Origin of the sequence: Streptomyces sp. NPDC047028 (genome assembly GCF_040644095.1) — a bacterium.
Classification (GTDB): domain Bacteria; phylum Actinomycetota; class Actinomycetes; order Streptomycetales; family Streptomycetaceae; genus Streptomyces.
Genome location: NZ_JBEYVS010000009.1, coordinates 65,584 through 87,395, shown reverse-complemented (window position 1 = coordinate 87,395; position 21,812 = coordinate 65,584). Strand labels below are relative to the sequence as shown.

Genomic DNA, 21,812 nt, shown 5'->3' with positions numbered 1-21,812 from the left:
TGGCTGGGCGTACGGGCGGAGATTCCATCGAATCTCCGTCCGTACGTGTTTCAGTGACGCCATTCGTAAGCGCCTGGTGACGTTTGCAGTACCTCGCTCGGCCAGGCGCGCATTACTTCATGGAGGTGGGTGCGCTGTTCCTCGACCCACCCGTCGTCCAGCGCGAGCGGGATGGTTGCCGACGCGCAGGAGCCGGATCCGTCCTCGACGAGAACCGACGGGTAGTTCCGGTCGTCGCCGGGCAACTCGATTCTGATGACCGGCCCGTTTCCGAGGTCCAGCCATTCGGCGTCCCGTCCCGCGCCGAGGGCATCCAGCGCCAGAGACCACTTCTCCAGGTCCGAGGGATAGAAGCAGATATCGAGACGTCCGCTGATGAAACTGCTCTCCACGATGATCTCCGCGTCGAGCAAGTCGTGTTCTGGCAGGATTCCTGGCGTTCTCCGGCCTATGATGTGTACACGGACGATATTGTCGTCGTCCACCAGTCGGATCAAATCCACGATGTCATCCCGTTGTGTCGTAACCGCCCATGGTTGTGCGTTCACTATGCCACTCGCAGAAGACGTCATACGCGCTCCAGCGGCGCATGCGGGCCGTCCGGTAGCTTGACGTGGATCCGGCCGCCGTGACATACGGCGTGGCCGTGCCGGCCAGGATCGACGCGGTGACGCCGCCGAGCCCGGTGAGCGGGGCGGTCAGACCGGCGTACGCGACTGAGAAGGGGCACTGCGCGGTCCACAGCCACCGGCACTCGCCGGGCAGCCCGGGAGGCTTGGTGATGCCCGGACGCGTCCTCGGCGAAAATGACATCCCTGATGCGGTGCGAGGAGTACTCCACTCCCCAGTGCCCGCGAACCGCGGCGGCCAGGTCGGCAGGCCCGGACGCGGACACCGAAGACCGGGTTGCCGAGCATCAGCCGGCCGAACGCCCGGACGACTGGCTGACCAGGTGGTTGACTCAGCGTTCCGGCGCCGCGGTAGCAGCCGGCAGGGCGACCGTGCCCGCATGTCGTACTTCATCGACGACGCGCTCCGTGACGACGCCGGCGAGTCTGCGAACCGGGCTAATTGGGCGTACCGGATCGGCGAGGCGACCGGGATCGGCGAGACGACCGCGCCTCAGCGACGACGGCTGCGTGCAGCCCTCGGTGAGCCGCTCCGGCGGTAGGTGCAAGCGCCGGGACATACGGCTGACGCATGTCCCGGCTCTTGCACCTACAGCCCCTCAGCCGTGCCAGGTGCGCGGGCGCAGGGCGAGGCCCGAGGGGCCGGCTTCCGGGGTGCGGACGGCCAGGACCTGGTTGACTCCGATGCGGTTGTGTTCGAAGGCGAGGGCGCAGGCCGCCATGTAGAGGCGCCAGACGCGGGCCCGGCCGGGGCTGGTGAGGCGGACCGCGCGGTCCCAGCCGGCCTCCAGGTTGGTCACCCACTGGCGCAGCGTGCGGGCGTAGTGCTCGCGCAGCGCCTCCACGTCCCGGACCTCGAACCCGGCCTTCTCCAGCTGGGTGACGGTGGTGCCGACGGGGGCGAGTTCGCCGTCGGGGAAGACGTAGGCGTCGATGAACCGGTCGACCTCGTACGCCGTCTCGTCACCCTGGGGGCGGCGGCCGATCTGGTGGTTGAGGAGCCGGCCGCCGGGCTTCAGCAGGGCGTACAGGTCGCCGGCGTACTCCAGGTAGCGTTCGGCGCCGACGTGTTCGGCCATGCCGATGGAGGAGATGGCGTCGTAGGGGCCGTCCACGACGTCCCGGTAGTCCTGGACGCGGATCTCCACGCGGTCGGTCAGCCCCTCGTCGGCGACCCGCTTACGGCCGTACGCCGCCTGTTCCTGGGACAGGGTGACGCCGACGACGCTCACCCCGTGCTCGCGGGCCGCGTGGATCGCCATCGAGCCCCATCCGCAGCCCACGTCGAGCAGGCGCTGACCAGCGGTCAGGCCGAGCTTGCGGCAGACCAGTTCGAGCTTGTCGCGCTGGGCCGACTCCAGGGTGCCGTCCGGCTCCCAGTAGGCGCAGGAGTACACCATGGAGGGGCCGAGGACCAGCTCGTAGAAGTCGTTGCCGACGTCGTAGTGGTGGCTGATGGCCCGCTTGTCGGTGCGCCGGGTGTGCAGGTGGCGGGTTCTGCGGACCTCCTCGGCGGGCGGCGCCGGCGGGATCGGCGGCCCCGCGAGCCTCAGCAGGTCGCGGACCGCGGCCCGGACGTCGGGGTCGCGCAGCGACCGGACGAGGCCTCGGGTGTCCTCGTCCCGCTCCCAGACGAACCCGGCCATCGCGTCGAGGGCCGCGTACAGATCGCCCTCGATCTCCAGGTCCCCGGAGACCCACGCGCGGGCCAGCCCCAGCTCCCCGGGCTTGAACAGGATGCGGCGCAGGGCGCGGCGGTTGCGCAGGACGAGCGCCGGCGCGTCCGGCGGCCCGTCCTGCGAGCCGTCCCAGGCCCGCACCCGCACCGGGAGCGGCACTCCCAGCAGCTGTTCGGCGAGACTCCTCAGCCGCGACGCGGCGTCGGCCATGGCGCACACCTCCAAGACGACGATCCCGGATGTCCGTTCACCTGGTGAACACCCGAGGGGGCCGGTGGCAGTCCCGTCCGGGGGTTACAGGTAGGCAAACATCGTCTACCCAGTGCGACCGTGGCTCACAACGCCGAGGGACCTCCCGCACCACGGATGGCGGGAGGTCCCTCGGACGGTTCAGTGACGGGGCGTCAGGAAGCCTTGGCCCTGGTCTTGCTCGCGGCGGCGACCGGCGCCGGCTTGGCGGCCTCGTAGAACTCCTCGCGGGGGTTCTCCATGGCGCCCAGGGAGACGACCTCGCGCTTGAGGAACATGCCCAGGGTCCAGTCCGCGAAGATGCGGATCTTCCGGTTCCAGGTCGGCATGGCCAGACCGTGGTAGCCGCGGTGCATGTACCAGGCGAGACGGCCCTTGAGCTTGATCTTCATCTTGCCCATGACGATCATCGCGACGCCCTTGTGCAGGCCGAGGCCCGCGACCGCGCCCTTGTTGGCGTGGCTGTACTCCTTCTGCGGGAAGCCCCGCACGCCGGAGATCACGTTGTCGCCGAGGGCCTTGGCCTGGCGCAGCGCGTGCTGGGCGTTCGGCGGGCACCAGGCGTTCTCGTTGCCCGCCTTGCGGCCGACGAGGTCCGGCACCTGGGCGTTGTCGCCGGCGGCCCAGATGTAGTCGGTGCCCTTGACCTGGAGCGTGGGCTCGCAGTCGACGTGGCCGCGCGGGCCCAGCGGCAGGCCGAAGCGGGCGAGCGCCGGGTTCGGCTTGACGCCGGCGGTCCACACGATCGTGCTGGAGTCGACCTCCAGGCCGTTCTTCAGCACGACGTGGCCGTCGACGCAGGAGTCCATGGAGGTGGAGAGGTAGATCTCCACGCCCCGGCTCTCCAGATGCTCCTTGCCGTACAGGCCGAGCTTGGGGCCGACCTCGGGAAGGATCTTGTCCGCGGCGTCGACGAGGATGAAGCGCATGTCGTCGCGGGAGACGTTGGTGTAGTACTTGGCCGCGTCCCGGGCCATGTCCTCGACCTCGCCGATGGTCTCCGCGCCCGCGAAGCCACCGCCGACGAAGACGAAGGTGAGCGCCTTGCGGCGGATCTCCTCGTCGGTCGTGGAGTCGGCCTTGTCCAGCTGCTCCAGCACGTGGTTGCGCAGGCCGATGGACTCCTCGATGCCCTTCATGCCGATGCCCTGCTCGGCGAGGCCGGGGATCGGGAAGGTGCGGGAGACCGCGCCCATCGCGATGACCAGGTAGTCGAAGGGCAGCTCGTACGCCTCGCCGACGAGCGGGGCGATCGAGGCGACCTTGCGGTCCTGGTCGATGGTGGTGACCCGGCCGGTGAGGACCTCCGCCTTGGGAAGCACGCGCCGCAGCGGGACGACGACGTGACGCGGGGAGATGCTGCCGGCGGCGGCTTCGGGGAGGAAGGGCTGGTAGGTCATGTACGACCGGGGGTCGACGACCGTGACGGTCGCCTCGCCGTAGCGCATCTTCTTGAGAATGCGCCGAGCTGCGTACAGGCCTACGTACCCACCGCCTACTACGAGGATCCTGGGACGCTCCGTGGTGCTCATGCCATCGAGTATCCACCTGCCTCAGGGGGGGTGCTCGTGCGCCCCTTCACAAGGTCATGCAGGGTCTGTGTTAGTATCCGCGACCCCCTCCACGGCGGTCCTGCCGGCGAGGGGCGGCCCCGGGGTGGTTCGCCCCGTTGTCAAGGCCGCGTGAGCTGCCTCTCTGGCTGGTGGAGGCCCCTGTGAGGGACCGCTCCGAGCGCCGTACGACACCCTTCCGGAGACCCTCGCGCCCGCTCGGCCGAGCGTTCCTCAGGGCCCGTTGAGCCCTCGAACGGGCCAACGGAGGCCGTTTGGTGACCCACTGGCGCCGAAATCCTTGTGAAGAACTTCACGAACTTTTCCGCCGGTGCGCCTCTGGGTGCCCCGAACGGCTCGCTCACACGTTATCCAACCTGCTCAGCGGAGGCTACCGGCGAGTAGCAAAGGGGCCGGAAAGAGACCGGGGGCACGGGTGCAGTGAGGCGCCGGCAACCCTCTGCGGGGTGCCGGCGCGGGGTTCTCGTTGTGGCCGGAGAGTCGGGTGGCGCTAGGTCAGCCCGCCCCGGGTGTCGCGTCCGCCACGGGCGTCGGGTCCGCGCGGGTCGTCTCGGCGCGTGCCGCGGATCCCGCCCGGTTCGTCGTCCGTGACCTCCGCATCGCCCTCGATGCGCTCCTTGCGCACCTGACCGCGGACCGTCTCCTGCTCGGTGTGCTCCTCGGTGGTCAGGCGGACCCGCTCCACCGGCACGGCCTCGGTCTCCACGACCGGGCGCTCCTCGTGCAGGATGACCTCGTGCTCCGCCTCGCCGATCTCGGGGCCGGAGAGCGCCGCGTCCCGGTTCGCGTCGGTGATGGGCTCCCGTTCGATGCGCACCTCCTCGTGCCGCAACGGCACGGTGTGCTCCTCCTGTTCCGTGACGACGTACTTGTGCAGCCGTGCGCGGCCGACCTCGCGGCGCTCGACACCGACGTGCATGTGCTCCTCGGAGCGCGTCATGGCGTCGTCGCGGCCCTGGGAGCGCGCGTCCCCGGCCCGCGCCCGGCCTTCACGGCCGGCGGTCCCGGCGGTCCCGGCCATCCCTGCCGTGCCTGCCATCCCTGCCGTGCCTGCTGTCCCGGCGGTGCCGGTCGTCCCCGCCGCACCCGCTGCTCCGGCCGTACCCGCGGCACCCGCGGCCCAGCCGCCCTCGCCGGGACGGTTGGCCTGCGCCCAGGACGCGTCCCAGTCGATGCCGTAGTAGTCGTACAGGCTGTGCTCCTCGGTCTCGGAGAGGTGGCCGCCGGAGTCGACGTCCACGTGCGGCGCGTCCTTGACCTTGGACTTGGAGAAGGGGACCTCCATGTGGTCGCTCGCCATCGCGGCGTCCCGCAGGGGTATGAACGACTCGCTGCTGCCGAACAGCCCCGTCTTCACCGTCACCCACTCCGGGCGGCCGGTCGCGTCGTCGAGGAAGACGTGCTTGGCATCGCCGATCTTCTTCCCGCCCGCGTCCAGAACCGGGCGGTCCAGAACAGTCGGGATCTGCTCTCTGGTGATCATGTGCGTTCACCTTTCTCTCAGAGCGGTCCCCTGCCGGGTCACCGTCACAAAAGGTGCAAAACGGAACACGAGCACCTTGGGTACACCCACTTTTCGTAATTACCTACCGATTTTCACGCGCCTCGGGCAGGAGCGGCTCGAACAGCTCGACGGGATTGCCGGAAGGATCCTCGACGAGCACCTGCTTGCCGCCGACCCCGGTGACGACCTCGTTCCGCAGCCGGACACCGGCCGCGGACAGCCGTCGGGCGTCGGCCTCGACGTCCGCGACCTCCAGGGAGATCCGGTTCCAGCCGCCCGGCCGGGGCAGGGTGCCGTCGGGCATGGCCTGGCCGCCGCCCGGCCCGCCCCCGGGGCGGCTCAGGGCGAGCCGGAGGTCGTCCCGGACCAGCAGGGCGAACGCCGGTGCCGGGTGCATGACCTCGCGGAACCCGAGATGGGTGCAGTAGAAGGCGATCGCCGCGTCGACGTCGTCGACGATGTAGCGGACCATGGCCATGTCGCGCCTCGCAGAGCTGTGTCAACGGCCCCTCGGGCAGCGTAACTCCGCCGTCGCAGCGCCGGGTGCCGACGCGGTTGTCGAGAACGGGTGGAGCACCCTCGTTCGTACGGTGAAATTCCGTCATTCCGCGTGCGCACGCACGCACGACGGGTCACGCTGTTGGCAAGTGCGGATGGCGCGTTCAGTGTGCTGATGCACCCTCAGACGTCAATAGAATAAGACAACATCGGTCCGCCCTTCCGCTGTTCGGGGGACGCGTCCCGATAGGCTCGGACCGCTCGAAGCGGAGCCCATGGCCTGCCCGGATGGTGGAATGCAGACACGGCGAGCTTAAACCTCGCTGCCCCTCGCGGGCGTACCGGTTCAAGTCCGGTTCCGGGCACCACCGCGTCCACGGGGCGGTGGCCTTCCGAGCCCCCCGCCCGCGGTCCGCCCGGCCTCGCGCGGACCGCGCGCGGCCCTCACCCCTCGTACACCGTCAGCACGGCGCCGTGCACCTCCACGCGGCGTCCCGCGCGCATGCCGGTCGTGCGCAGGGTGCGCAGGCAGGTGTGGAACAGGGTCAGCTCCTCCTCGTCGAGGATGGCGGCGGCCAGGTCCAGCAGTTCGCCGACCGCCTCTTGCGTGAGCACCTCGGGCAGTTCTCCGGACAGGAGCACGACCGACTCACCAGCGGGACCCCGGACCACCGCCGTGGCCGGGCCGCCATGCACGAACAACACGTTCCCCCCAAGGAGCCCGGGGTCGTGCGGCTCTCGCTCCTCGGGCAGGACGAGAGACTAGCGGGGGATCTCGGTGGTTACGGGCGCTGTTGGATTCTTTTTCCGAGTTGGCGAAAGAGAGCGCGTACTCGGTCAGTTCTCGGGTGCCGGCTGCGCGGACCGGCCCAGCAGGGACTCCACGAGGGCGGCAACGTGCCGGCGGTCGTCGGCCGACAGTTGCTGCACGCTCGCGATGAGCAGGTCCACCTCGGCGTCGCCCGAGCGGGGCGCCGCGTTCTCGGGGGCCGGGGCGGGCGGGGCGCCGTAGACGTGGATGCCGCAGGCCTCGGCCGCGGCGCGGCGCACGGTGTCGAGCGGCAGGTCCAGGCCCTTGGCCAGGCCCTCCAGGGTGGCCGGCTGGGGCATGCGCACGACGCGGTCGGTGGTGGCCAGATGGTGCACGGTGGAGCGCGGTACGCCGCCGCGGCGCGCGACGTCGCCGTAGGACCAGCCACCCCGGTCGAGTCGCTCGCGGATCAACTGCTGCAGTGCGTTGGCCACCGATGGTCACTTCCTGCTCGCCGTCGGGCCGGACCTCCCCTGTCGAGGGCGATTCTACGGTCGGGTAGGCGGGGTGCCGAAAGGGTGATTCACCGAACGGGTTGCGGAGCGGTGCCGCGAGGCCCTAGTGTCCAATCTCGTTGGACAGTTCGTCCGACCAAGTTGGACAGAGTCGGGGGGGAACCTGACTCGGTTCGACCGGACATGCCTATTTCCCGAGGGGGAAACGAACATGATGAACGCCCACGAGCTCGAGGCCGAGACCGCGGAACTGCTGCCGGGCCGCGAGGCCCTCGGCCGGCTGAAGTTCAGCTTCGGCAAGTCGGTCAACGTCACCAAGCACGTCGCGAACATCTCCGCCCACAACGAGTCCGCCGCCCTGAACGACCACTCCGCGTGGTCCGTGGCCGACTCCGGCGCCGGCCAGACCATCAGCGTCAGCCAGTAACCCTCGCGCACCACCCCATCCGCACCACCACCACACCGAAAGAGAGACGAACATGAGCATGGACATGCGCGAGCTGGACGGCGAGACCGCGGAGCTGCTGCCGGGCCGTGAGGCCCTCGGCCGGCTGAAGTTCAGCTTCGGCAAGTCGGTCAACGTCACCAAGCACGTCGCGAACATCTCCGCCCACAACGAGTCGGCCGCCCTGAACGACCACTCCCTGTGGTCGGACGCCGAGTCGCAGGCCGTCCAGACGATCACCGTCAAGCAGTAACGGCACCACCGCGACGACGGCCGCCGGGGCGGTCCGCACCCGTCAGCGGTGCGGACCGCCCCGGCGGCCCTTCCGGGGGGAAGCGGCGCCAAGGTGGGGGGAGACCACAGATGACGGTGCTCAACGACGGCACCACGACGCTCTACGACACCGGCCCGGTCCCCGGCCCCGGTGGCTGGCCGGTGACGTACGAGCAGGTGGCGACGGGCAGCCTGCCGGTCGTCGGAACACCGGCCGGACCGGTCCCGCGGCTCAGCGCGGGACTGCGGCTGCACGGTGAGTACCAGGGGTCCGGCTTCACCGACCCCCGGTACATCGCCCGTCGGGGTGACGGGCAGGTCGTGCAGCTGACCCGGCTGCTGTACCTGGTGGCGTCGTCCGTCGACGGCGTCCGCGACGTAGACACGATCGCCCACCGGGTCAGCGCCCGCTTCGGCCGTGAGGTCAGCGGCGAGAACATCCGCTACCTGGTCGAGAACAAGCTCGAACCACTCGGCGTCACCGTGCCCGAGGGCCAGGAGGACGACGAGGTCGACGCCCCGCGCTCCGACCTGCTGCTCGCCCTCAAGGGCCACCGGGTCGTGTTCGACGAACGCCGGACGGCCCGCATCGCCCGGGCCCTGGCCTGGCTGCACCGGCCGGCCGTCGTCACCGCCGTGCTGCTGACGGCCGTCGCCATGGACGTCTGGCTGTTCGGCTTCTTCGGCGCGATCGCCCCGGTGCTGGAGGTCCTCGACCAGCCGGTGCTGATCCTCATCGTCTTCGTCCTCACCGTGGCCTCGCTCGTGTTCCACGAGTTCGGACACGCCTCGGCCTGCCGCTACGGCGGCGGCCGGCCCGGCTGCATCGGCTGCGGGCTGTTCCTCATCTGGCCGTCGATGTACACCGACGTCACCGACGTCTACCGGATCTCCCGCGGCGGCCGGATCCGCACCGACCTGGGCGGCGTGTACTTCAACGTCGTCTTCATGCTGGCCATGGCCGGCGCCTACTTCGCCACCGGCGCGCAGTTCTTCCTGGCCGCCGTATACCTCGGCCACTTCGAGATCCTCGAACAGCTGATGCCGGCCGTCCGGCTGGACGGCTACTACATCCTCGGCGACCTCGCCGGGGTGCCCGACCTCTACGGCAAGATCAAACCGATCCTGCTCTCGCTCGCACCCGGCGCCAAGGGCCGGGCCGCGCGCACGGAGGTCGCCGGACTGAAGAAGTCGGCGCGCACCATCGTCGCCACCTGGGTGCTGACCATGGTGCCCCTGCTCGTCGGCGAACTCGGCTACGCCCTGTGGAACCTGCCGCGGATCCTCAGCACCATGATCCGCTCGCTGACCGAGCAGGTCCTCGGCACCGGCTCGGCGTTCCTGCACGGCCAGGTCGTCTCCGGGCTCGTCGGGGTGATCGGCACCGTCATGCTGCTGTGCCCGATGGCCGGTGTCGTCTACCTCTCCGTCAAGATCGGCGGCCGGCTGCTCAGGGCCGGCAAGCGCGCCACCAGCGGCCGGCCCGGGCTGCAGGTGGCGCTCTGCGCGCTCGTCCTGGCCGGACTCTTCGGACTCAGCTACGCCTGGGTGTCCGGGGTGACCCCGCGTCCCCTGCCGAAGAAGCCGCCGATCGCGCCGGTCCTGCAGCCCGGGGTGCCCACCCAGGAGCCGACCACGGGCGGCGCGACCACACCGGGGCCGGGCGGGGGAGGAGCGCCCGGCACCGGGGGCGGCGGGTCGGCCTCGCCGTCGGCCGTACCCGGGGCGCCGGCGCCGACGGCGGGCCCGAGCGCGTCCGCCACGGCGCCGGGCAGCGCCTCGCCGTCCGCTCCGGCGCCGTCGGCATCGGCACCGGCGTCCGGAAAGCCGGCCGGGAAGCCGTCCGGCGGCAAGTCCCACGGGACCGCCACCGGCGGGTCCGGCGGCCAGGATCCGGCGCCGTCGGCCACCGCCACGGACCCCGGGGTGCCCGCCTCACCGACCCCGTCGGAGAGCGTGCCCGCGTCACCGACCGGGGAGCCGCCCTCCCCGACCCCGGGTGACTCGATCGCACCGGCGTCGTCCTGACCGCCGGCTCACCCGCCCACGTCCTGACCGAGCGCCGGCTCACCCGCCCACGTCCTGACCGCCCGGCCCGGCCCACCAGCCCCCTTCCACGACGAAGGGGGTTCCTCACCCGTTCCTGACCCACAAGGAGACTTCATGAGCAGCCACCGCAAGGCACGCTCCCGCACCAACCCGATCTCCCAGCGCGCCCTCCGCCTGGGCCTGCTCGCCGCCGGTGTCGCCGGAGTGGCCACCGCCGTACCCGCACAGGCGGCGACCGGCACCGGCGTGTCCCACGCCGCCTTCGCCTCCGACCACGTGTTCAGCCACGCCGACCGGGCCCATCACACCCAGGCCAGGGACGCCTTCACCGTCCGGCAGTTCGGCCAGGTGAACGCCACCGCCGTCCGCAACCAGGCCAACGCCGTCTCCGCGGGCTGCTCGGCCGACGACCACTGCCGTTCGGTCGCGCTGTCCTTCCAGATCGTCACGGTCGCCGGGGAACACACGCACCTCAACGCCGTGAACCTCAGCGACGCCGCCAACAAGAAGTGCACCGGCTGCCAGACCCTGGCCGGCGCCTACCAGTTCGTCGTCTCCACACCGACCGCGTTCAGCCTCGACTCCGCGACCCGGCGGCGCCTGGACGACATCCACCACCGGCTGGACGCGCTCACCCGCTCCACGCTGCCCGCCGCCGAGCTGAGGACCCGCGTGGACGGACTCGCCGCCGAGGTCACCCAGGTGCTCGACAACGCCGTGGCGCACGCCCCGAAGGCGCCCGCCGGGAAGCCCGCCGTCACCCTGCACCGCCACCTGGACGGCTGGCCGGGCCACTGACCGAGCCACCGCCGTCCGACACGGCCGCCCGTCCGCCCGCGTCCCCCAGACGCGGGCGGGCGGGCGGCCTGCCGTGCGCCCACACCTGGCCGGGAACAAGATTTCCGTCGTAGCGTGGGGGCCGACCCGGCAGGGAAAGATCCTCCTCAAGTAGCAGGACCGATCCTTTGCCAATCCATTACTCTTGAGCCAAGGTCCACACTCGGTGGCCCATGGAGGAGTGAAATGAGGAGCAGTAACCCGGTCTTCTCGCGACGGGGGTTCAGCCGCGACAACGGCTACGCCGGCTTCAACACCGCACCGCAGGCCGGGTACGCACAGGGCAACCCGTACGCGCAGGGCAACCCGTACGCACAGAACCCCTACGCCCCGCAGGACGCGCAGCACGGCACCGTGCCGCAGGCCCCGGCCACCACCGACCGGATGACGATGGACGACGTCGTCGTCCGTACGGCCATCACGCTCGGCACGGTCGCCCTCGGCGCCGTCGTCGCCTGGGCCGTGCTGCCGGTGTCCGACACCAGCTTCGGCCTCGCCTTCGGCGCCGCGATCATCGCCATGGTCCTGGCGCTCGTGCAGAGCTTCAAGCGCACCCCGGTGCCCGCGCTGATCCTCGGGTACGCCGCCTTCGAGGGCGTCTTCCTCGGCGTCATCAGCGAGATGTACAACAGCCGCTGGAGCGGCGCCCCGTTCCAGGCGGTCCTCGGCACCATGGCGGTCTCGGCCGCGACCCTGCTCGTCTACAAGGCCGGCTGGATCCGCGTCACCGCCCGGTACGCCCGCATCGGCATGGCCATCGCCATCGCCTTCGTGCTCGTCATGGCCGTCAACCTGCTGCTGGTCGCGTTCGGCGCCGCAGACGGCGGCGGCCTGCGCAGCTTCGGCCCGCTCGGCGCGCTCGTCGGCATCCTCGCGATCCTGATCGGCGCCTTCTTCCTGACGCTCGACTTCAAGCAGATCGAGGACGGCATCGCCTACGGCGCCCCGCGCAACGAGTCCTGGCTCGCCGCGTTCGGCCTCACCCTGACCCTGGTGTGGATCTACGTGGAGATGCTGCGACTGGTGGCGATCTTCACCAACAGCGACTAGCAGGGCCGCCGCGACGCGGAGGAGGGCCCCGGGTGTTCGCACCCGGGGCCCTCTTCGTCGTAGGAGTGGTGCGGTGGTGCGCGCTAGAGCAGTTTGCGCGCGGCCCTCCTCAGGTCGTACTCGTGGACGATCGCCTTCGCGTGGCCGTACGCGAGGTTGTGCTCACTGCGGAGCCAGCTGACCTTCTCCTCGAAGCGGAACAGTGCGGGACCTTCGTCGACGGTGCGCAGCCAGTCGGCGATGTCACGACCGGTGCAGTGGGGGATGCGGGCGAGCAGATTGCGATGGGTCTCCTCGGAGAAGACTTGGGACATCGGCGCCTCCGAATGGGAAAGGGATGTAAGCCGGTCCTTCACGCCACGGTGCCTGAGGGGCCGCGCGTTGGCAACAGTCCCGCCCCGACGCGTTACGCTCACCGCGTGGTTGATACGACGCCCCTGACCCGAGCGGTGGATCACTTCGCGGACCGGTTGCGTGCGGCGCCCCAGAGTCGCCTGCAGCGAAGCGGGGCCGGGGAGGCTCTGGCCCTGGCCCGGGAGTTGGCCCTCTGGACCCAGCGGATCGAGGAGCCCTCGGGCGAGCCGCGGGAGATGCCGGATGCGGGGATGTTCGCCGCGGCGGACCAAGTGATGGTCGCCGGGCATGACTTGGCGGTGGTCCTGGGGACGGACGGCGAGGTCGCCGAGGCGGTTCGGTTGGTGGAGGCCGCGCGGGAGCGGGCGGGGGTCTGAGGGGCGTTACACGGACGCTATGACCCGGTCCGCCAGGATGTAGATCATGTCCTCGCCGCAGGCGAAGGTGAGGGTGTAGGCGCCGGAGATGCCTGAGCCGCCCAGGAGGTAGGGGGTGTCGCCGGACTTGACCGCCGAGGCCAGGCGTTCGGCGGTCTCGCGGTGGCCCGGGGTCATGCACAGGGTGGTGCCGTCGGCGAAGACGTAGACGTCGAGGGTGCCGAGGGGACCGGGACGGACGTCGGAGAGCTCCACGCGCTCGGTGGCGAGTTGTTCCAGGGCGGTCACCGTGCGCTCGTGCTCGTTCACGGCCGGCGACTGCACCGGGACGAAGTCCGGGTGGGAGGGGTGGCGGCGACGGGCGGCGGCCAGCTCCGGGGAGTCGCCGGCGAACTCGTCGGCCTCGGCGGCCTGCTCGGTGACCGGCTCCAGACCGATGAAGTCGGCCTGCCGGGGCAGGAACAGGTCGGCCTCGGGCAGGCCCAGCAGCGTGGGGGCGTCGGAGGCGTCACGGGTCTCCTGGGCGGCCCAGAAGGCGCGTGCCTCGGCCAGCTCGCGCTCCCGCTCCTCCGCGAGCGCCTCGGCCACGGCCGCGCGTATCTCCTCGGTGTCGGACGTGGTGCGGGCGGCGGGCAGCAGGGCCCGCATGGCGGCGGCCTGGTTCTCGGCGAGTTGGCTCTGCAGCTCCGCGAGCTGACGGCGCAGCTTCAGAACGGTGCGCAGAACGGCGACGCCCACGGCGCCCGTGGCGGCCGTGGTGAGCAGCAGGGCGATCGGCATGGCGCTCACTGACGTACTCCCAGGTTCAAAGTCGACCCCCGACTTCCTACATCAGCTTGAAGGGTGGACTAACCAGCTGTCAGTGCGTAACGTCACGAATCGGACAGGACTTTGGCCTCGATGTTTATCGTGCAACCGCTCTGACCTGCATGGATGTATTCGCCGAGGGACATAGGTCACATCCTGAGGACGACTGAATCACGAAACGGCCCGGAACCTCGAGGTTTCCCGGGTTCCGGACCGTTTTCTGACGTAGTGTGTACGGCTCGCTACTGACGGTTGATCAGCTGAGGCGCTCGATGACCATCGCCATGCCCTGGCCGCCGCCGACGCACATCGTCTCCAGACCGAACTGCTTGTCGTGGAACTGGAGCGAGTTGATCAGCGTGCCGGTGATGCGGGCGCCCGTCATGCCGAAGGGGTGGCCGACGGCGATGGCGCCGCCGTTGACGTTCAGCCGGTCCAGGTCGATGCCGAGGTCCTGGTAGGACGGGATGACCTGGGCGGCGAACGCCTCGTTGATCTCGACGAGGTCGATGTCGCCGACGGACAGCCCGGCCCGCTTCAGCGCCTGCTTGCTCGCCTCGACCGGGCCGAGGCCCATGATCTCGGGGGAGAGGCCGGACACGCCGGTGGACACGATCCGGGCGAGCGGGGTCAGGCCCAGCTCGCGGGCCTTGGTGTCGGACATGATGACGAGCGCGGCGGCACCGTCGTTCAGGGGGCAGCAGTTGGCGGCGGTGACCAGGCCGTCGGGGCGGAACACCGGCTTCAGCCCGGACACGCCCTCCATGGTCACGCCGGCGCGCGGGCCGTCGTCCGTCGAGACGACCGTGCCGTCCGGCAGCGTCACCGGGGTGATCTCGCGCTCCCAGAAGCCGTTCTTGATGGCCTGCTCGGCGAGGTTCTGCGAGCGGACGCCGAACTCGTCCATCTCCTGGCGGCTGATGCCCTTCCAGCGGGCCAGGTTCTCGGCGGTCTGGCCCATCGCGATGTAGGCGTCGGGAAGCAGGCCGTCCTCGCGCGGGTCGTGCCAGGTCGAGCCCTCGGACCCGGCGACGGCGGCCGTACGCGCCTCGGCCTCGGCGAACAGCGGGTTGTGCGTGTCCGGGAGCCCGTCGGAGCTGCCCTTGCCGAACCGCGAGACGGTCTCGACACCGGCCGAGATGAAGACGTCGCCCTCACCGGCCTTGATGGCGTGCAGGGCCATGCGGGAGGTCTGCAGGGAGGAGGAGCAGTACCGGGTGATCGTGCAGCCCGGCAGGTGGTCCATGCCCATCTGCACGGCGACGATCCGGCCCAGGTTGTGGCCCTGCTCGCCGCCGGGGAGGCCGCAGCCCAGCATCAGGTCGTCGATGTCCCGCGGGTCGAGCTCGGGGATCTTGGCGAGCGCCGCCTGGACGATGGTCGCGGTCAGGTCGTCGGGGCGCAGGTCCTTGAGGGAACCCTTGCCGGCGCGGCCGATGGGGGAGCGGGCGGTCGAGACGATGACGGCTTCGGGCATCACGGCTCCAGAGGGAAGATTGCAGGGCCGGTTGGGAAATTACCCGCCCGTACCGGAGAGGTCATCGGTGTCGCGGTGTGACACTGGCCGCAATTTACTAAGCGCTTGCTTTGCGCTTCGGTCGCCGGGCCGGGGTCTCTGGGCGCCGGCCGTGCCGGAACACCCCGGGCTCTCACGGCGACGGCGCCGCCGGTTCGGCCTCCGGGACCCGGCGCCGGCGCCGCCGCTTGAGCAGCGCCCAGGGGCCGCGCGGACCGGTCGGCATCGCCGCCGTGACCTCCGTGCCCGCCTCCGACGCCGCCTCCGCCGCGGCGCGCGCCACCGGCAGGAACCCCTCGCGGCGGAACACGTCCGGCCGCTCCTCCTCCGCCGGCCACAGCCCCAGCGCCGCGCACACCGTTGGCAGGACTGCCATCGCGGCGGTCGCGTACCCCTCCGCCGAGGGGTGGTAGTTGTCCGGCCCGAACAGCTCCCGCGGATTCGCCTCGAACTCCGGGCCCAGCAGATCGCCTAGGGACACCGTCCGCCCGCCCTGCTCCACCACCCCGATCGTCTGCGCCGCCGCCAGTTGCCGCGAGGTCCTCCGGGCCAGCCAGCGCAGCGGCTGCTGCACCGGCTCGATGGTGCCGAGGTCGGGGCACGTGCCGACCACCACCTCCGCACCGGCCGTGCGCAGCCGTCGTACCGCGGCCGACAGGTGCCGTACCGAACGGGTCGGCGGCATCCGGTGGGTCACGTCGTTCGCCCCGACCATGATCACGCAGATGTCGGGGACCGGCGTCGGAGCCGCCAGCACCAGCGCCACCTGCCGGTCCAGGTCGTCCGACTGGGCCCCCGGCAGTGCCACGTTCCGCAGCTCCACCGGCCGCTCCGCCACCGCCGCGAGACCCGACGCCAGCAGCGCGCCCGGGGTCTGGCCGGACCGGTGCACCCCCTGCCCGGCGGCCGTGGAGTCGCCCAGCATGGTCAGCCGGAGGGGAGGCTCGCCGGGGACGTCGTACGCATGGCCGTACACCCCGTCGGCCACCGGCACCCGCCCGCCGCTGCCGTTGCCCACATGGCGCCGGGCCAGCCGCATCTCGGCCAGCAGCAGACCCACGGCGGCCGCACCGACCAGCCCCGCCCCGCCACCGCCGTACGCCGCCCCGGCCGCGATACGCCGGGCCACCCTCGCCCTCGACATGCTCGTCATGCGCCGCCGCCACCTCCTCGTAGCCGTACACCCACTCCTTGCCCCGTACAGGCCGTGCGCCAATCTCGACAGGGAGTGAACGCCCGCCCCGCCCCACCCGCGGGCCGTAGGCTGGCGGAACCACTGACGACCAATGTTTTTGCAAGCAACCGGAGACAACGGTGCAATTCCACGACTCGATGATCAGCCTCGTCGGCAACACCCCGCTGCTGCGGCTCAACAACGTGACCAAGGGCATCCGGGCGACCGTCCTGGCCAAGGTGGAGTACTTCAACCCGGGCGGTTCCGTGAAGGACCGCATCGCCCTGCGCATGATCGAGGCCGCCGAGCAGAGCGGCGAGCTGAAGCCGGGCGGCACGATCGTGGAGCCGACCAGTGGGAACACCGGCGTCGGGCTCGCCATCGTGGCCCAGCAGAAGGGCTACAAGTGCATCTTCGTCTGCCCGGACAAGGTGAGCACCGACAAGATCAACGTGCTCCGCGCGTACGGGGCGGAGGTCGTGGTCTGCCCGACGGCCGTCGACCCCGAGCACCCGGACTCGTACTACAACGTCTCCGACCGGCTCGTCCGTGAGACCCCGGGCGCCTGGAAGCCCGACCAGTACTCCAACCCCAACAACCCGCTCTCCCACTATCACTCGACCGGCCCCGAGCTGTGGGAGCAGACCGAGGGGAAGATCACCCACTTCGTGGCGGGCGTCGGCACCGGCGGCACCATCTCCGGCACCGGCCGCTACCTGAAGGACGCCAGCGACGGCACCGTCAAGGTCGTCGGCGCCGACCCGGAGGGTTCCGTCTACTCCGGCGGCTCCGGCCGTCCCTACCTCGTGGAGGGCGTCGGCGAGGACTTCTGGCCGACCGCCTACGACCGGACCGTCGCCGACGAGATCGTCGCCGTCTCCGACAAGGACTCCTTCCAGATGACCCGCCGTCTCGCCAAGGAGGAGGGCCTCCTGGTCGGCGGCTCCTGCGGCATGGCCGTCGTCGCCGCGCTGAAGGTCGCCGAACGCCTCACCGAGGACGACGTCGTCGTCGTCCTCCTCCCGGACAGCGGCCGCGGCTACCTCAGCAAGATCTTCAACGACGAGTGGCTGGCGTCCTACGGCTTCCTCGACGAGACGGGTCCCACCGCTCGTGTCGGTGACGTCCTGAAGCACAAGGAGGGCCTCATCCCGCACCTGGTGCACATGCACCCGGAGGAGACCGTGGGCGAGGCCATCGATGTATTGCGTGAGTACGGCGTCTCCCAGATGCCGGTCGTGAAGCCGGGCGCCGGTCACCCCGACGTCATGGCCGCCGAAGTGGTCGGTTCCATCGTCGAGCGGGACCTCCTCGACGCGCTGTTCACCCAGCGGGCCACCCTGACGGATCCGTTGGAGAAGCACATGTCGTCGCCGCTGCCCCAGGTCGGCTCGGGTGAGCCCGTCGCGGACCTGATGTCCCTCCTGGGCGGCGCGGACGCGGCGATCGTCCTGGTCGAGGGCAAGCCGACCGGAGTCGTGACCCGCCAGGACCTCCTGGCCTACATGGCTCGCGCCGAGCAGTGATGTCGGAGGGCGCCGCCGTTCCCGCAGGCCCGCGGCCGTCGACCGCCCGACGGTCGGTGGCCAAGCGGGGCGAACGGCGGCGCCGACGTGATCAGCCGGCCTGCAGGGGCTTGACCAGCAGGAGCACGGGATCGAAGGGGGCACGGCGCGACCGGCCGGGCGGCAGCGGATGAACGGTCACCGATTCCAGCACCCGGCCGACCGACGCCCGCCGCTGCTCCAGGGTCATTCCCGGCCAACGTGAGGGATCTTGCCCGGCCTCGGCGGCGTTCAGCCGCTGGTGGTACGCCTCGCGAGCCGCTTCGAGTCCAGAGATTCGCGTCTGGAGGCCGGCCGTCCCGACGGAGTGCTCGGCGGCGGGCGAAGCCGCGAGTTGCCGCCGCAAGTCGTCCAGGAGCGCCGCGCCCGTCCAATCCGGTCGCCCGGCGTCGCAGGACGTCCGACGCTCCCGCAACAGGCGGAGGACGACGCCCTCCAGGTGTGCGTCGACGTCACGGACGTTGCGCGCTGTCCCCGCGCAGTCCAGGGCAGTGCACACGTACACCGCGTTGGCGGGGTCCTTCGCCGTGGGCCGGATGCACCCGCCCATCCTGGAGTTGCACGGGCTACCGTCCTTCCGAGTGGCACCGCAGCGCAGATATCCGCTGAACAAGTACTTGCGTGAGCTTTGCGGCTGCCTTCCTGGGCGGGGACTGCCGTTTGTCATCCGACTGCCCTGCCGCGCTCCGCGTTGCCGGGAGAGGTCCACGAGCGCCCGCCACTCCGCCACGGTCGCCGGAGCGTCCCACTGCCCGACCACCGGCTCCCCGGTGACCGGATCGCGGACAAGAGAACCTTTGATGGCCCGGTAGCCGCACATCACCGGGTTGGTCAGGGCCTGACGGACCGTTGCCCCGCTCCACCGGTTACCGGCCGCGGTTTTCGCGTCGCGGGCGTTGAGATCCCTGGCGATGTCGTTCCGACTGCTGCCGCGCAGTGCCGACTCGATCATCGTCCGCAGCACGGGCCATTCCCGGGGGTCTTTGACCATGTTCATCCTGCGTCAGCCGCGCGGGTCCGGAGGAAGCCAGCCGAAGCGTCTGCGGCCGCCCGGAGCGCCGCCGTCGAGGGCACGCCGATGGATGTGGCGCTCGATGCGCTCCCTCGTCCTGCGTACCTCTTCCTCGCCGCCGGCCGCGTTGCGAGCGTCGGCCTCCGACTCGGCGTCGAAGACGGCACGGCGTTCGATGAAGAGGCCGTCATCGGTAACGCGGAGGGCTTGCCGGAGCCTGGCGAAGTCCGCCGTCAGACGCCAGACGCGTTCGTGTTCCGTCGCGACGAGCGCCCGCACGGGAAATCCCTCGGGCGTCCTGCGGTAGTGCAGTGCTTCGATCATGTCGCCGAACGCCGGCCGAGAAAGGGCCGGTTGGACCGCCGTTCGGCTGTTGTCCTCGTAGAACCGGACCAGGGCCACACCGAAGGCGGAGGCTGTCTCGACGTTCTCCTCGTGCTGGTGGCGGATGCCGGTTCCGGCCGGTCGCCCCTTGGCCGCCGTGGACGATCGCGCGCTCTGGTCGGCGCTGACCCGGGCGTAGTCCACTCCGGGTATCCGGCCGTCGAGCCATTCCTCAAAGGTGTGCCCGGCCGCCAGAGAGGAGACGAGCGAGGGATTGAGGAAGCTCCTGGACCAGCCGGACACGAGAACGCCCCTTCGAGATCAGCTGCTGAGTTCGATCATCTCGAAGACTGCCCGAGGGGCGCGGGGTGCGGTAGTGGATGACCGATCGCCAACCGTATCGAGTGAGGAAGGCATTCCGAGTTGACGTACGGACCGGCAGGTCTTCGGCCCGGTGCTTTCAGGCCCTCAGTGCTCGTCGTCCCCGGCGGGGCGGCGGCCGCGGGCGGTGAGGAGTTCGGGGTTGGCGCGGACCGCCTGGGCCGCGTTGACGCCGACGACGCCGATCCAGGTGGCGACAATGCCGGACATGCCCCCGAAGGCGCCGCCGATCGCGGACAGGGGGATCGCCAGGACCAGCGAGACCAGCGCGAAACCGAAGCGCTCGGCCCAGGAGTCCGCCGACCGGGAGGGCCGGCCGCCGCGTGCGGCCGCCATCTGCTGCTCGGCCAGGTGCCGGCGGACCCGGCGGTCCACGGTGTCGTCGATGCGCTGCTCGACCTTCTCCAGGAAGGAGTCCACGAGCGCGGAGTCGTAGTCCTCGCCCAGTTCCCTGCGTGCCCGCACGGTGGCGTCGAGGTCCTTCCCGAGGTCGGCGCCACGCGAGTCCAGTGTGCTCATGCGGACACCATAGGAAACGGGCCCGTCCGGCGCACTGGGGACAGCCCCCCTGTCCGGCGTGCCGTTCTCCCCCCTCCCGCTGTATAACGGTATGCAGTGACACCTTGTCTGAATACGAAGGTGGGAGGCGGACCCCGGCGCTGTACTCTCCCGGGGCGGCGAGACATCTTGAGGGGGAGTACGCCATGAGCGCGACCGACAGCCCTGCGACCCGGTTGCAGGCGCTCTTCGAGGGGCACCGGCTCACGCCCACGCAGCGCCGTATCGCGCACAGCATGGTGCGGCGGGCCGCGGACGTGCCCTTCCTGTCCAGCGTGGAGCTCGCCGACCTGGCCGGCGTCAGCCAGCCGTCCGTGACCCGGTTCGCGGTCGCGCTCGGCTTCGACGGCTACCCGGCGCTGCGCAAGCACCTGCGCGAGGTCGTGCCGGCGGAACCGGCCGCCGAGGCAGGCGCGTTCAACGAGTACCAGCAGGCCGTCGAGGCCGAGATCGAGAACCTGCGCCACCTCGCGGAGGTCCTCGCCGACCCGCGGCCCGTGCAGAAGGCCGGCCGCATCCTGGCCGCCTCCCGCCCGTTGCCCGTGCTCGGCCTGCGCGCCGCCGCCTCGCAGGCGTACGGCTTCTCCTACTTCGCCGCCAAGGTCCACCCCGACGTCCGGCTGCTCCACGAGGGGGGCACGATGATCGAGGACCGCATCGACGCCGCCGTCCGTGCCGGCGCCACCGCCCTGCTCTGCTTCGCCCTGCCCCGGCACCCGCGCGAGGTCGTCGACACCCTCGCCTACGCCAAGAACGCCGGGCTGACCGTCGTCACGGTCGCCGACTCCGCGTTCGCCCCGGTCGCCAAGTACTCCGACCTGCTGCTGCCCGCCGCCGTGGGCACCGGGCTCGCCTTCGACACCGCGTGCGCGCCGATGCTGCTCGGCCGGGTGCTGCTGGAGGCGCTCTGCGACGACCTGCCGCAGGCGCAGGCCCGGCTGGAGGAGTTCGACGCGAACGCGGCCGCACGCGGACTCTTCGTCGACTGAGGCGGTGTGAGGCGGGCCTGGGGGCCCTCTCTCAGACTCGTCTCAGGTTCTCCGCCTAGCGTGCTGCCGCACACGTTCACAGGCGCATTGCGGCAACGTGACACGGGAGGCTGACGTGGCGCGCGGAGGACAGGGTCTGGCCAGGGTGGCCGTCGTCGTACGGGCGGGGGCCGCCCCGCTGTGGTGGTGCGGGGTGTTCGCCGCCGCGATCGGGGTCCTGCCGCCCGGGGTGACCGGGCGGCGGATCGGGGTCCTCGGCGGAGCCGCGCTGTTCCTCGTCTCCGCCGCCGTCGTCGCGCTGCTGCGCCGCGGCAGGTACGCCGCCATCGCCCGCGGGGTTGCCCGCGCGGGCAAGTACGACACCCTGCAGGACCGTGCGGTGACCGTGCGCGCCTGGCGCCGGGGCCACCGCTGGTGGCTGCTGCTGGCGTTCGCCGCCGCGCTCGGCAGCTCCTTCGCCGTGCCCGCGGCCGGCGGCATGCTGCTCGCCGGGACCGGTGCCGGGCTGCGGCTGAAGGCGGCGTGGCTCGGGCGGCGCGAGCGGGTGGAGCAGACCCTGCTGTGGGTGCGCGTGGACTGGCTCGACGGCCGCGGTGGCAACCCGGCGGGTATGGCGGTCAAGGCCCTGCGCGGCACGGGCGTCGCGGCCGGCGACGCCGCCCCGGGAGGCGCCCGCCGCCGTACCGCCGCACTCGCGTGATCGAG

General features: G+C 71.0%; 25 protein-coding genes and 1 tRNA gene. 11 read left to right on the top strand and 15 right to left on the bottom strand.

Annotation, left to right across the window (positions count from 1 at the left end; genetic code table 11):
* Nucleotides 1-50: 50 nt before the first annotated feature.
* Nucleotides 51-503 carry a DUF5959 family protein gene (locus tag ABZ854_RS11045; RefSeq protein ID WP_361207622.1) on the bottom strand — a complete coding sequence of 151 codons (453 nt, stop codon included), beginning with the start codon at nt 501-503 and terminating at the stop codon, nt 51-53.
* A 4-nt stretch (nt 504-507) separates the two neighbouring features.
* Nucleotides 508-813 carry a hypothetical protein gene (locus ABZ854_RS11040; protein WP_361207619.1) on the bottom strand — a complete coding sequence of 102 codons (306 nt, stop codon included), beginning with the start codon at nt 811-813 and terminating at the stop codon, nt 508-510.
* Between the two features lie 196 nt (nt 814-1,009).
* Here ABZ854_RS11040 and ABZ854_RS11035 point away from each other — a divergent pair, with 196 nt between their 5' ends.
* A complete protein-coding gene (locus tag ABZ854_RS11035; protein ID WP_361207615.1) occupies nt 1,010-1,171 on the top strand; it encodes a hypothetical protein in 162 nt (53 codons plus the stop codon).
* A gap of 57 nt (nt 1,172-1,228) precedes the next feature.
* On the opposite strand, the gene ABZ854_RS11030 is transcribed toward ABZ854_RS11035, so the two are convergent.
* From ABZ854_RS11030 to ABZ854_RS11015, 4 genes are all read right to left on the bottom strand, one after another.
* Nucleotides 1,229-2,518, bottom strand: a complete 1,290-nt coding sequence (locus ABZ854_RS11030) for a cyclopropane-fatty-acyl-phospholipid synthase family protein (protein WP_361207612.1) — start codon at nt 2,516-2,518, stop codon at nt 1,229-1,231.
* 194 nt (nt 2,519-2,712) lie between these two features.
* Complete coding sequence (locus ABZ854_RS11025; protein ID WP_361207610.1) at nt 2,713-4,089, bottom strand: NAD(P)/FAD-dependent oxidoreductase; 1,377 nt, start codon at nt 4,087-4,089, stop codon at nt 2,713-2,715.
* Between the two features lie 529 nt (nt 4,090-4,618).
* Nucleotides 4,619-5,611 carry a PRC and DUF2382 domain-containing protein gene (locus ABZ854_RS11020; protein WP_361207607.1) on the bottom strand — a complete coding sequence of 331 codons (993 nt, stop codon included), beginning with the start codon at nt 5,609-5,611 and terminating at the stop codon, nt 4,619-4,621.
* Between the two features lie 103 nt (nt 5,612-5,714).
* Entirely contained in the window at nt 5,715-6,110 is a 396-nt protein-coding gene (locus ABZ854_RS11015) for a VOC family protein (RefSeq protein WP_361207604.1), read from the bottom strand.
* Nucleotides 6,111-6,412: 302 nt separating this feature from the next.
* Between ABZ854_RS11015 and ABZ854_RS11010 the strand changes: the two genes are divergently transcribed.
* A tRNA-Leu gene (locus ABZ854_RS11010) sits at nt 6,413-6,498 on the top strand.
* A 76-nt stretch (nt 6,499-6,574) separates the two neighbouring features.
* Here the strand turns inward: ABZ854_RS11010 and ABZ854_RS11005 are convergent.
* Complete coding sequence (locus ABZ854_RS11005; RefSeq protein ID WP_361207601.1) at nt 6,575-6,772, bottom strand: hypothetical protein; 198 nt, start codon at nt 6,770-6,772, stop codon at nt 6,575-6,577.
* Nucleotides 6,773-6,967: 195 nt separating this feature from the next.
* The gene (locus ABZ854_RS11000) at nt 6,968-7,375 is read right to left on the bottom strand and encodes a helix-turn-helix transcriptional regulator (RefSeq protein ID WP_361207598.1); all 408 of its coding nucleotides are present in this window, start codon (nt 7,373-7,375) and stop codon (nt 6,968-6,970) included.
* 232 nt (nt 7,376-7,607) lie between these two features.
* Between ABZ854_RS11000 and ABZ854_RS10995 the strand changes: the two genes are divergently transcribed.
* The 5 genes from ABZ854_RS10995 (at nt 7,608) to ABZ854_RS10975 (ending at nt 12,050) form a co-directional block, all read left to right on the top strand.
* Nucleotides 7,608-7,823 (top strand): hypothetical protein, encoded by a 216-nt coding sequence (locus ABZ854_RS10995; RefSeq protein ID WP_129308753.1) that lies wholly within the window; start codon nt 7,608-7,610, stop codon nt 7,821-7,823.
* Nucleotides 7,824-7,875: 52 nt separating this feature from the next.
* The gene (locus tag ABZ854_RS10990) at nt 7,876-8,094 is read left to right on the top strand and encodes a hypothetical protein (protein ID WP_129308754.1); all 219 of its coding nucleotides are present in this window, start codon (nt 7,876-7,878) and stop codon (nt 8,092-8,094) included.
* 110 nt (nt 8,095-8,204) lie between these two features.
* Entirely contained in the window at nt 8,205-10,142 is a 1,938-nt protein-coding gene (locus ABZ854_RS10985) for a hypothetical protein (RefSeq protein WP_361207594.1), read from the top strand.
* Between the two features lie 135 nt (nt 10,143-10,277).
* Nucleotides 10,278-10,961 carry a hypothetical protein gene (locus ABZ854_RS10980; protein WP_361207591.1) on the top strand — a complete coding sequence of 228 codons (684 nt, stop codon included), beginning with the start codon at nt 10,278-10,280 and terminating at the stop codon, nt 10,959-10,961.
* Nucleotides 10,962-11,186: 225 nt separating this feature from the next.
* Complete coding sequence (locus ABZ854_RS10975; RefSeq protein WP_361207588.1) at nt 11,187-12,050, top strand: Bax inhibitor-1/YccA family protein; 864 nt, start codon at nt 11,187-11,189, stop codon at nt 12,048-12,050.
* 83 nt (nt 12,051-12,133) lie between these two features.
* On the opposite strand, the gene ABZ854_RS10970 is transcribed toward ABZ854_RS10975, so the two are convergent.
* Nucleotides 12,134-12,364 (bottom strand): DUF4287 domain-containing protein, encoded by a 231-nt coding sequence (locus tag ABZ854_RS10970; protein WP_129308758.1) that lies wholly within the window; start codon nt 12,362-12,364, stop codon nt 12,134-12,136.
* A gap of 105 nt (nt 12,365-12,469) precedes the next feature.
* Here ABZ854_RS10970 and ABZ854_RS10965 point away from each other — a divergent pair, with 105 nt between their 5' ends.
* Nucleotides 12,470-12,781, top strand: a complete 312-nt coding sequence (locus ABZ854_RS10965) for a hypothetical protein (RefSeq protein ID WP_361207585.1) — start codon at nt 12,470-12,472, stop codon at nt 12,779-12,781.
* A gap of 6 nt (nt 12,782-12,787) precedes the next feature.
* On the opposite strand, the gene ABZ854_RS10960 is transcribed toward ABZ854_RS10965, so the two are convergent.
* The 3 genes from ABZ854_RS10960 to ABZ854_RS10950 form a co-directional block, all read right to left on the bottom strand.
* Nucleotides 12,788-13,570, bottom strand: coding sequence for a hypothetical protein (locus ABZ854_RS10960; protein ID WP_361207582.1), 783 nt, complete (start codon nt 13,568-13,570; stop codon nt 12,788-12,790).
* A 274-nt stretch (nt 13,571-13,844) separates the two neighbouring features.
* Nucleotides 13,845-15,065 carry an acetyl-CoA C-acetyltransferase gene (locus ABZ854_RS10955; RefSeq protein WP_361207579.1) on the bottom strand — a complete coding sequence of 407 codons (1,221 nt, stop codon included), beginning with the start codon at nt 15,063-15,065 and terminating at the stop codon, nt 13,845-13,847.
* Nucleotides 15,066-15,237: 172 nt separating this feature from the next.
* Complete coding sequence (locus ABZ854_RS10950) at nt 15,238-16,257, bottom strand: SGNH/GDSL hydrolase family protein (RefSeq protein ID WP_361207576.1); 1,020 nt, start codon at nt 16,255-16,257, stop codon at nt 15,238-15,240.
* Nucleotides 16,258-16,418: 161 nt separating this feature from the next.
* Between ABZ854_RS10950 and ABZ854_RS10945 the strand changes: the two genes are divergently transcribed.
* On the top strand, nt 16,419-17,804 hold the full coding sequence (locus ABZ854_RS10945) for a cystathionine beta-synthase (RefSeq protein ID WP_361207573.1): 1,386 nt from the start codon (nt 16,419-16,421) through the stop codon (nt 17,802-17,804).
* Nucleotides 17,805-17,895: 91 nt separating this feature from the next.
* Here the strand turns inward: ABZ854_RS10945 and ABZ854_RS10940 are convergent, their stop codons facing one another.
* The 3 genes from ABZ854_RS10940 to ABZ854_RS10930 all read right to left on the bottom strand — a co-directional run bounded on the left by ABZ854_RS10940 (nt 17,896) and on the right by ABZ854_RS10930 (nt 20,079).
* Nucleotides 17,896-18,834 carry a recombinase family protein gene (locus ABZ854_RS10940; protein ID WP_361207570.1) on the bottom strand — a complete coding sequence of 313 codons (939 nt, stop codon included), beginning with the start codon at nt 18,832-18,834 and terminating at the stop codon, nt 17,896-17,898.
* Nucleotides 18,835-18,846: 12 nt separating this feature from the next.
* Entirely contained in the window at nt 18,847-19,482 is a 636-nt protein-coding gene (locus tag ABZ854_RS10935; RefSeq protein WP_361207567.1) for a hypothetical protein, read from the bottom strand.
* 165 nt (nt 19,483-19,647) lie between these two features.
* Nucleotides 19,648-20,079, bottom strand: coding sequence for a hypothetical protein (locus ABZ854_RS10930; protein ID WP_361207564.1), 432 nt, complete (start codon nt 20,077-20,079; stop codon nt 19,648-19,650).
* A 185-nt stretch (nt 20,080-20,264) separates the two neighbouring features.
* Between ABZ854_RS10930 and ABZ854_RS10925 the strand changes: the two genes are divergently transcribed.
* A complete protein-coding gene (locus tag ABZ854_RS10925; RefSeq protein WP_361207561.1) occupies nt 20,265-21,107 on the top strand; it encodes a MurR/RpiR family transcriptional regulator in 843 nt (280 codons plus the stop codon).
* 115 nt (nt 21,108-21,222) lie between these two features.
* Nucleotides 21,223-21,807, top strand: a complete 585-nt coding sequence (locus ABZ854_RS10920; RefSeq protein WP_361207558.1) for a hypothetical protein — start codon at nt 21,223-21,225, stop codon at nt 21,805-21,807.
* Nucleotides 21,808-21,812 lie beyond the last annotated feature (5 nt).

What these genes read in the sequence shown, in the direction of transcription:
- ABZ854_RS10950 (WP_361207576.1), bottom strand. Translation starts at nt 16,257, where the DNA reads ATGACGAGCATGTCGAGGGCGAGGGTGGCCCGGCGTATCGCGGCCGGG.
- ABZ854_RS10940 (WP_361207570.1), bottom strand. Translation starts at nt 18,834, where the DNA reads ATGGTCAAAGACCCCCGGGAATGGCCCGTGCTGCGGACGATGATCGAG.
- ABZ854_RS10985 (WP_361207594.1), top strand. Translation starts at nt 8,205, where the DNA reads ATGACGGTGCTCAACGACGGCACCACGACGCTCTACGACACCGGCCCG.
- ABZ854_RS11020 (WP_361207607.1), bottom strand. Translation starts at nt 5,611, where the DNA reads ATGATCACCAGAGAGCAGATCCCGACTGTTCTGGACCGCCCGGTTCTG.
- ABZ854_RS10955 (WP_361207579.1), bottom strand. Translation starts at nt 15,065, where the DNA reads ATGCCCGAAGCCGTCATCGTCTCGACCGCCCGCTCCCCCATCGGCCGC.
- ABZ854_RS10990 (WP_129308754.1), top strand. Translation starts at nt 7,876, where the DNA reads ATGAGCATGGACATGCGCGAGCTGGACGGCGAGACCGCGGAGCTGCTG.
- ABZ854_RS10995 (WP_129308753.1), top strand. Translation starts at nt 7,608, where the DNA reads ATGATGAACGCCCACGAGCTCGAGGCCGAGACCGCGGAACTGCTGCCG.
- ABZ854_RS11025 (WP_361207610.1), bottom strand. Translation starts at nt 4,089, where the DNA reads ATGAGCACCACGGAGCGTCCCAGGATCCTCGTAGTAGGCGGTGGGTAC.
- ABZ854_RS10970 (WP_129308758.1), bottom strand. Translation starts at nt 12,364, where the DNA reads ATGTCCCAAGTCTTCTCCGAGGAGACCCATCGCAATCTGCTCGCCCGC.
- ABZ854_RS11035 (WP_361207615.1), top strand. Translation starts at nt 1,010, where the DNA reads ATGTCGTACTTCATCGACGACGCGCTCCGTGACGACGCCGGCGAGTCT.
- ABZ854_RS10925 (WP_361207561.1), top strand. Translation starts at nt 20,265, where the DNA reads ATGAGCGCGACCGACAGCCCTGCGACCCGGTTGCAGGCGCTCTTCGAG.
- ABZ854_RS11030 (WP_361207612.1), bottom strand. Translation starts at nt 2,518, where the DNA reads ATGGCCGACGCCGCGTCGCGGCTGAGGAGTCTCGCCGAACAGCTGCTG.
- ABZ854_RS10930 (WP_361207564.1), bottom strand. Translation starts at nt 20,079, where the DNA reads ATGAGCACACTGGACTCGCGTGGCGCCGACCTCGGGAAGGACCTCGAC.
- ABZ854_RS10975 (WP_361207588.1), top strand. Translation starts at nt 11,187, where the DNA reads ATGAGGAGCAGTAACCCGGTCTTCTCGCGACGGGGGTTCAGCCGCGAC.
- ABZ854_RS11040 (WP_361207619.1), bottom strand. Translation starts at nt 813, where the DNA reads ATGTCATTTTCGCCGAGGACGCGTCCGGGCATCACCAAGCCTCCCGGG.
- ABZ854_RS11015 (WP_361207604.1), bottom strand. Translation starts at nt 6,110, where the DNA reads ATGGCCATGGTCCGCTACATCGTCGACGACGTCGACGCGGCGATCGCC.
- ABZ854_RS10980 (WP_361207591.1), top strand. Translation starts at nt 10,278, where the DNA reads ATGAGCAGCCACCGCAAGGCACGCTCCCGCACCAACCCGATCTCCCAG.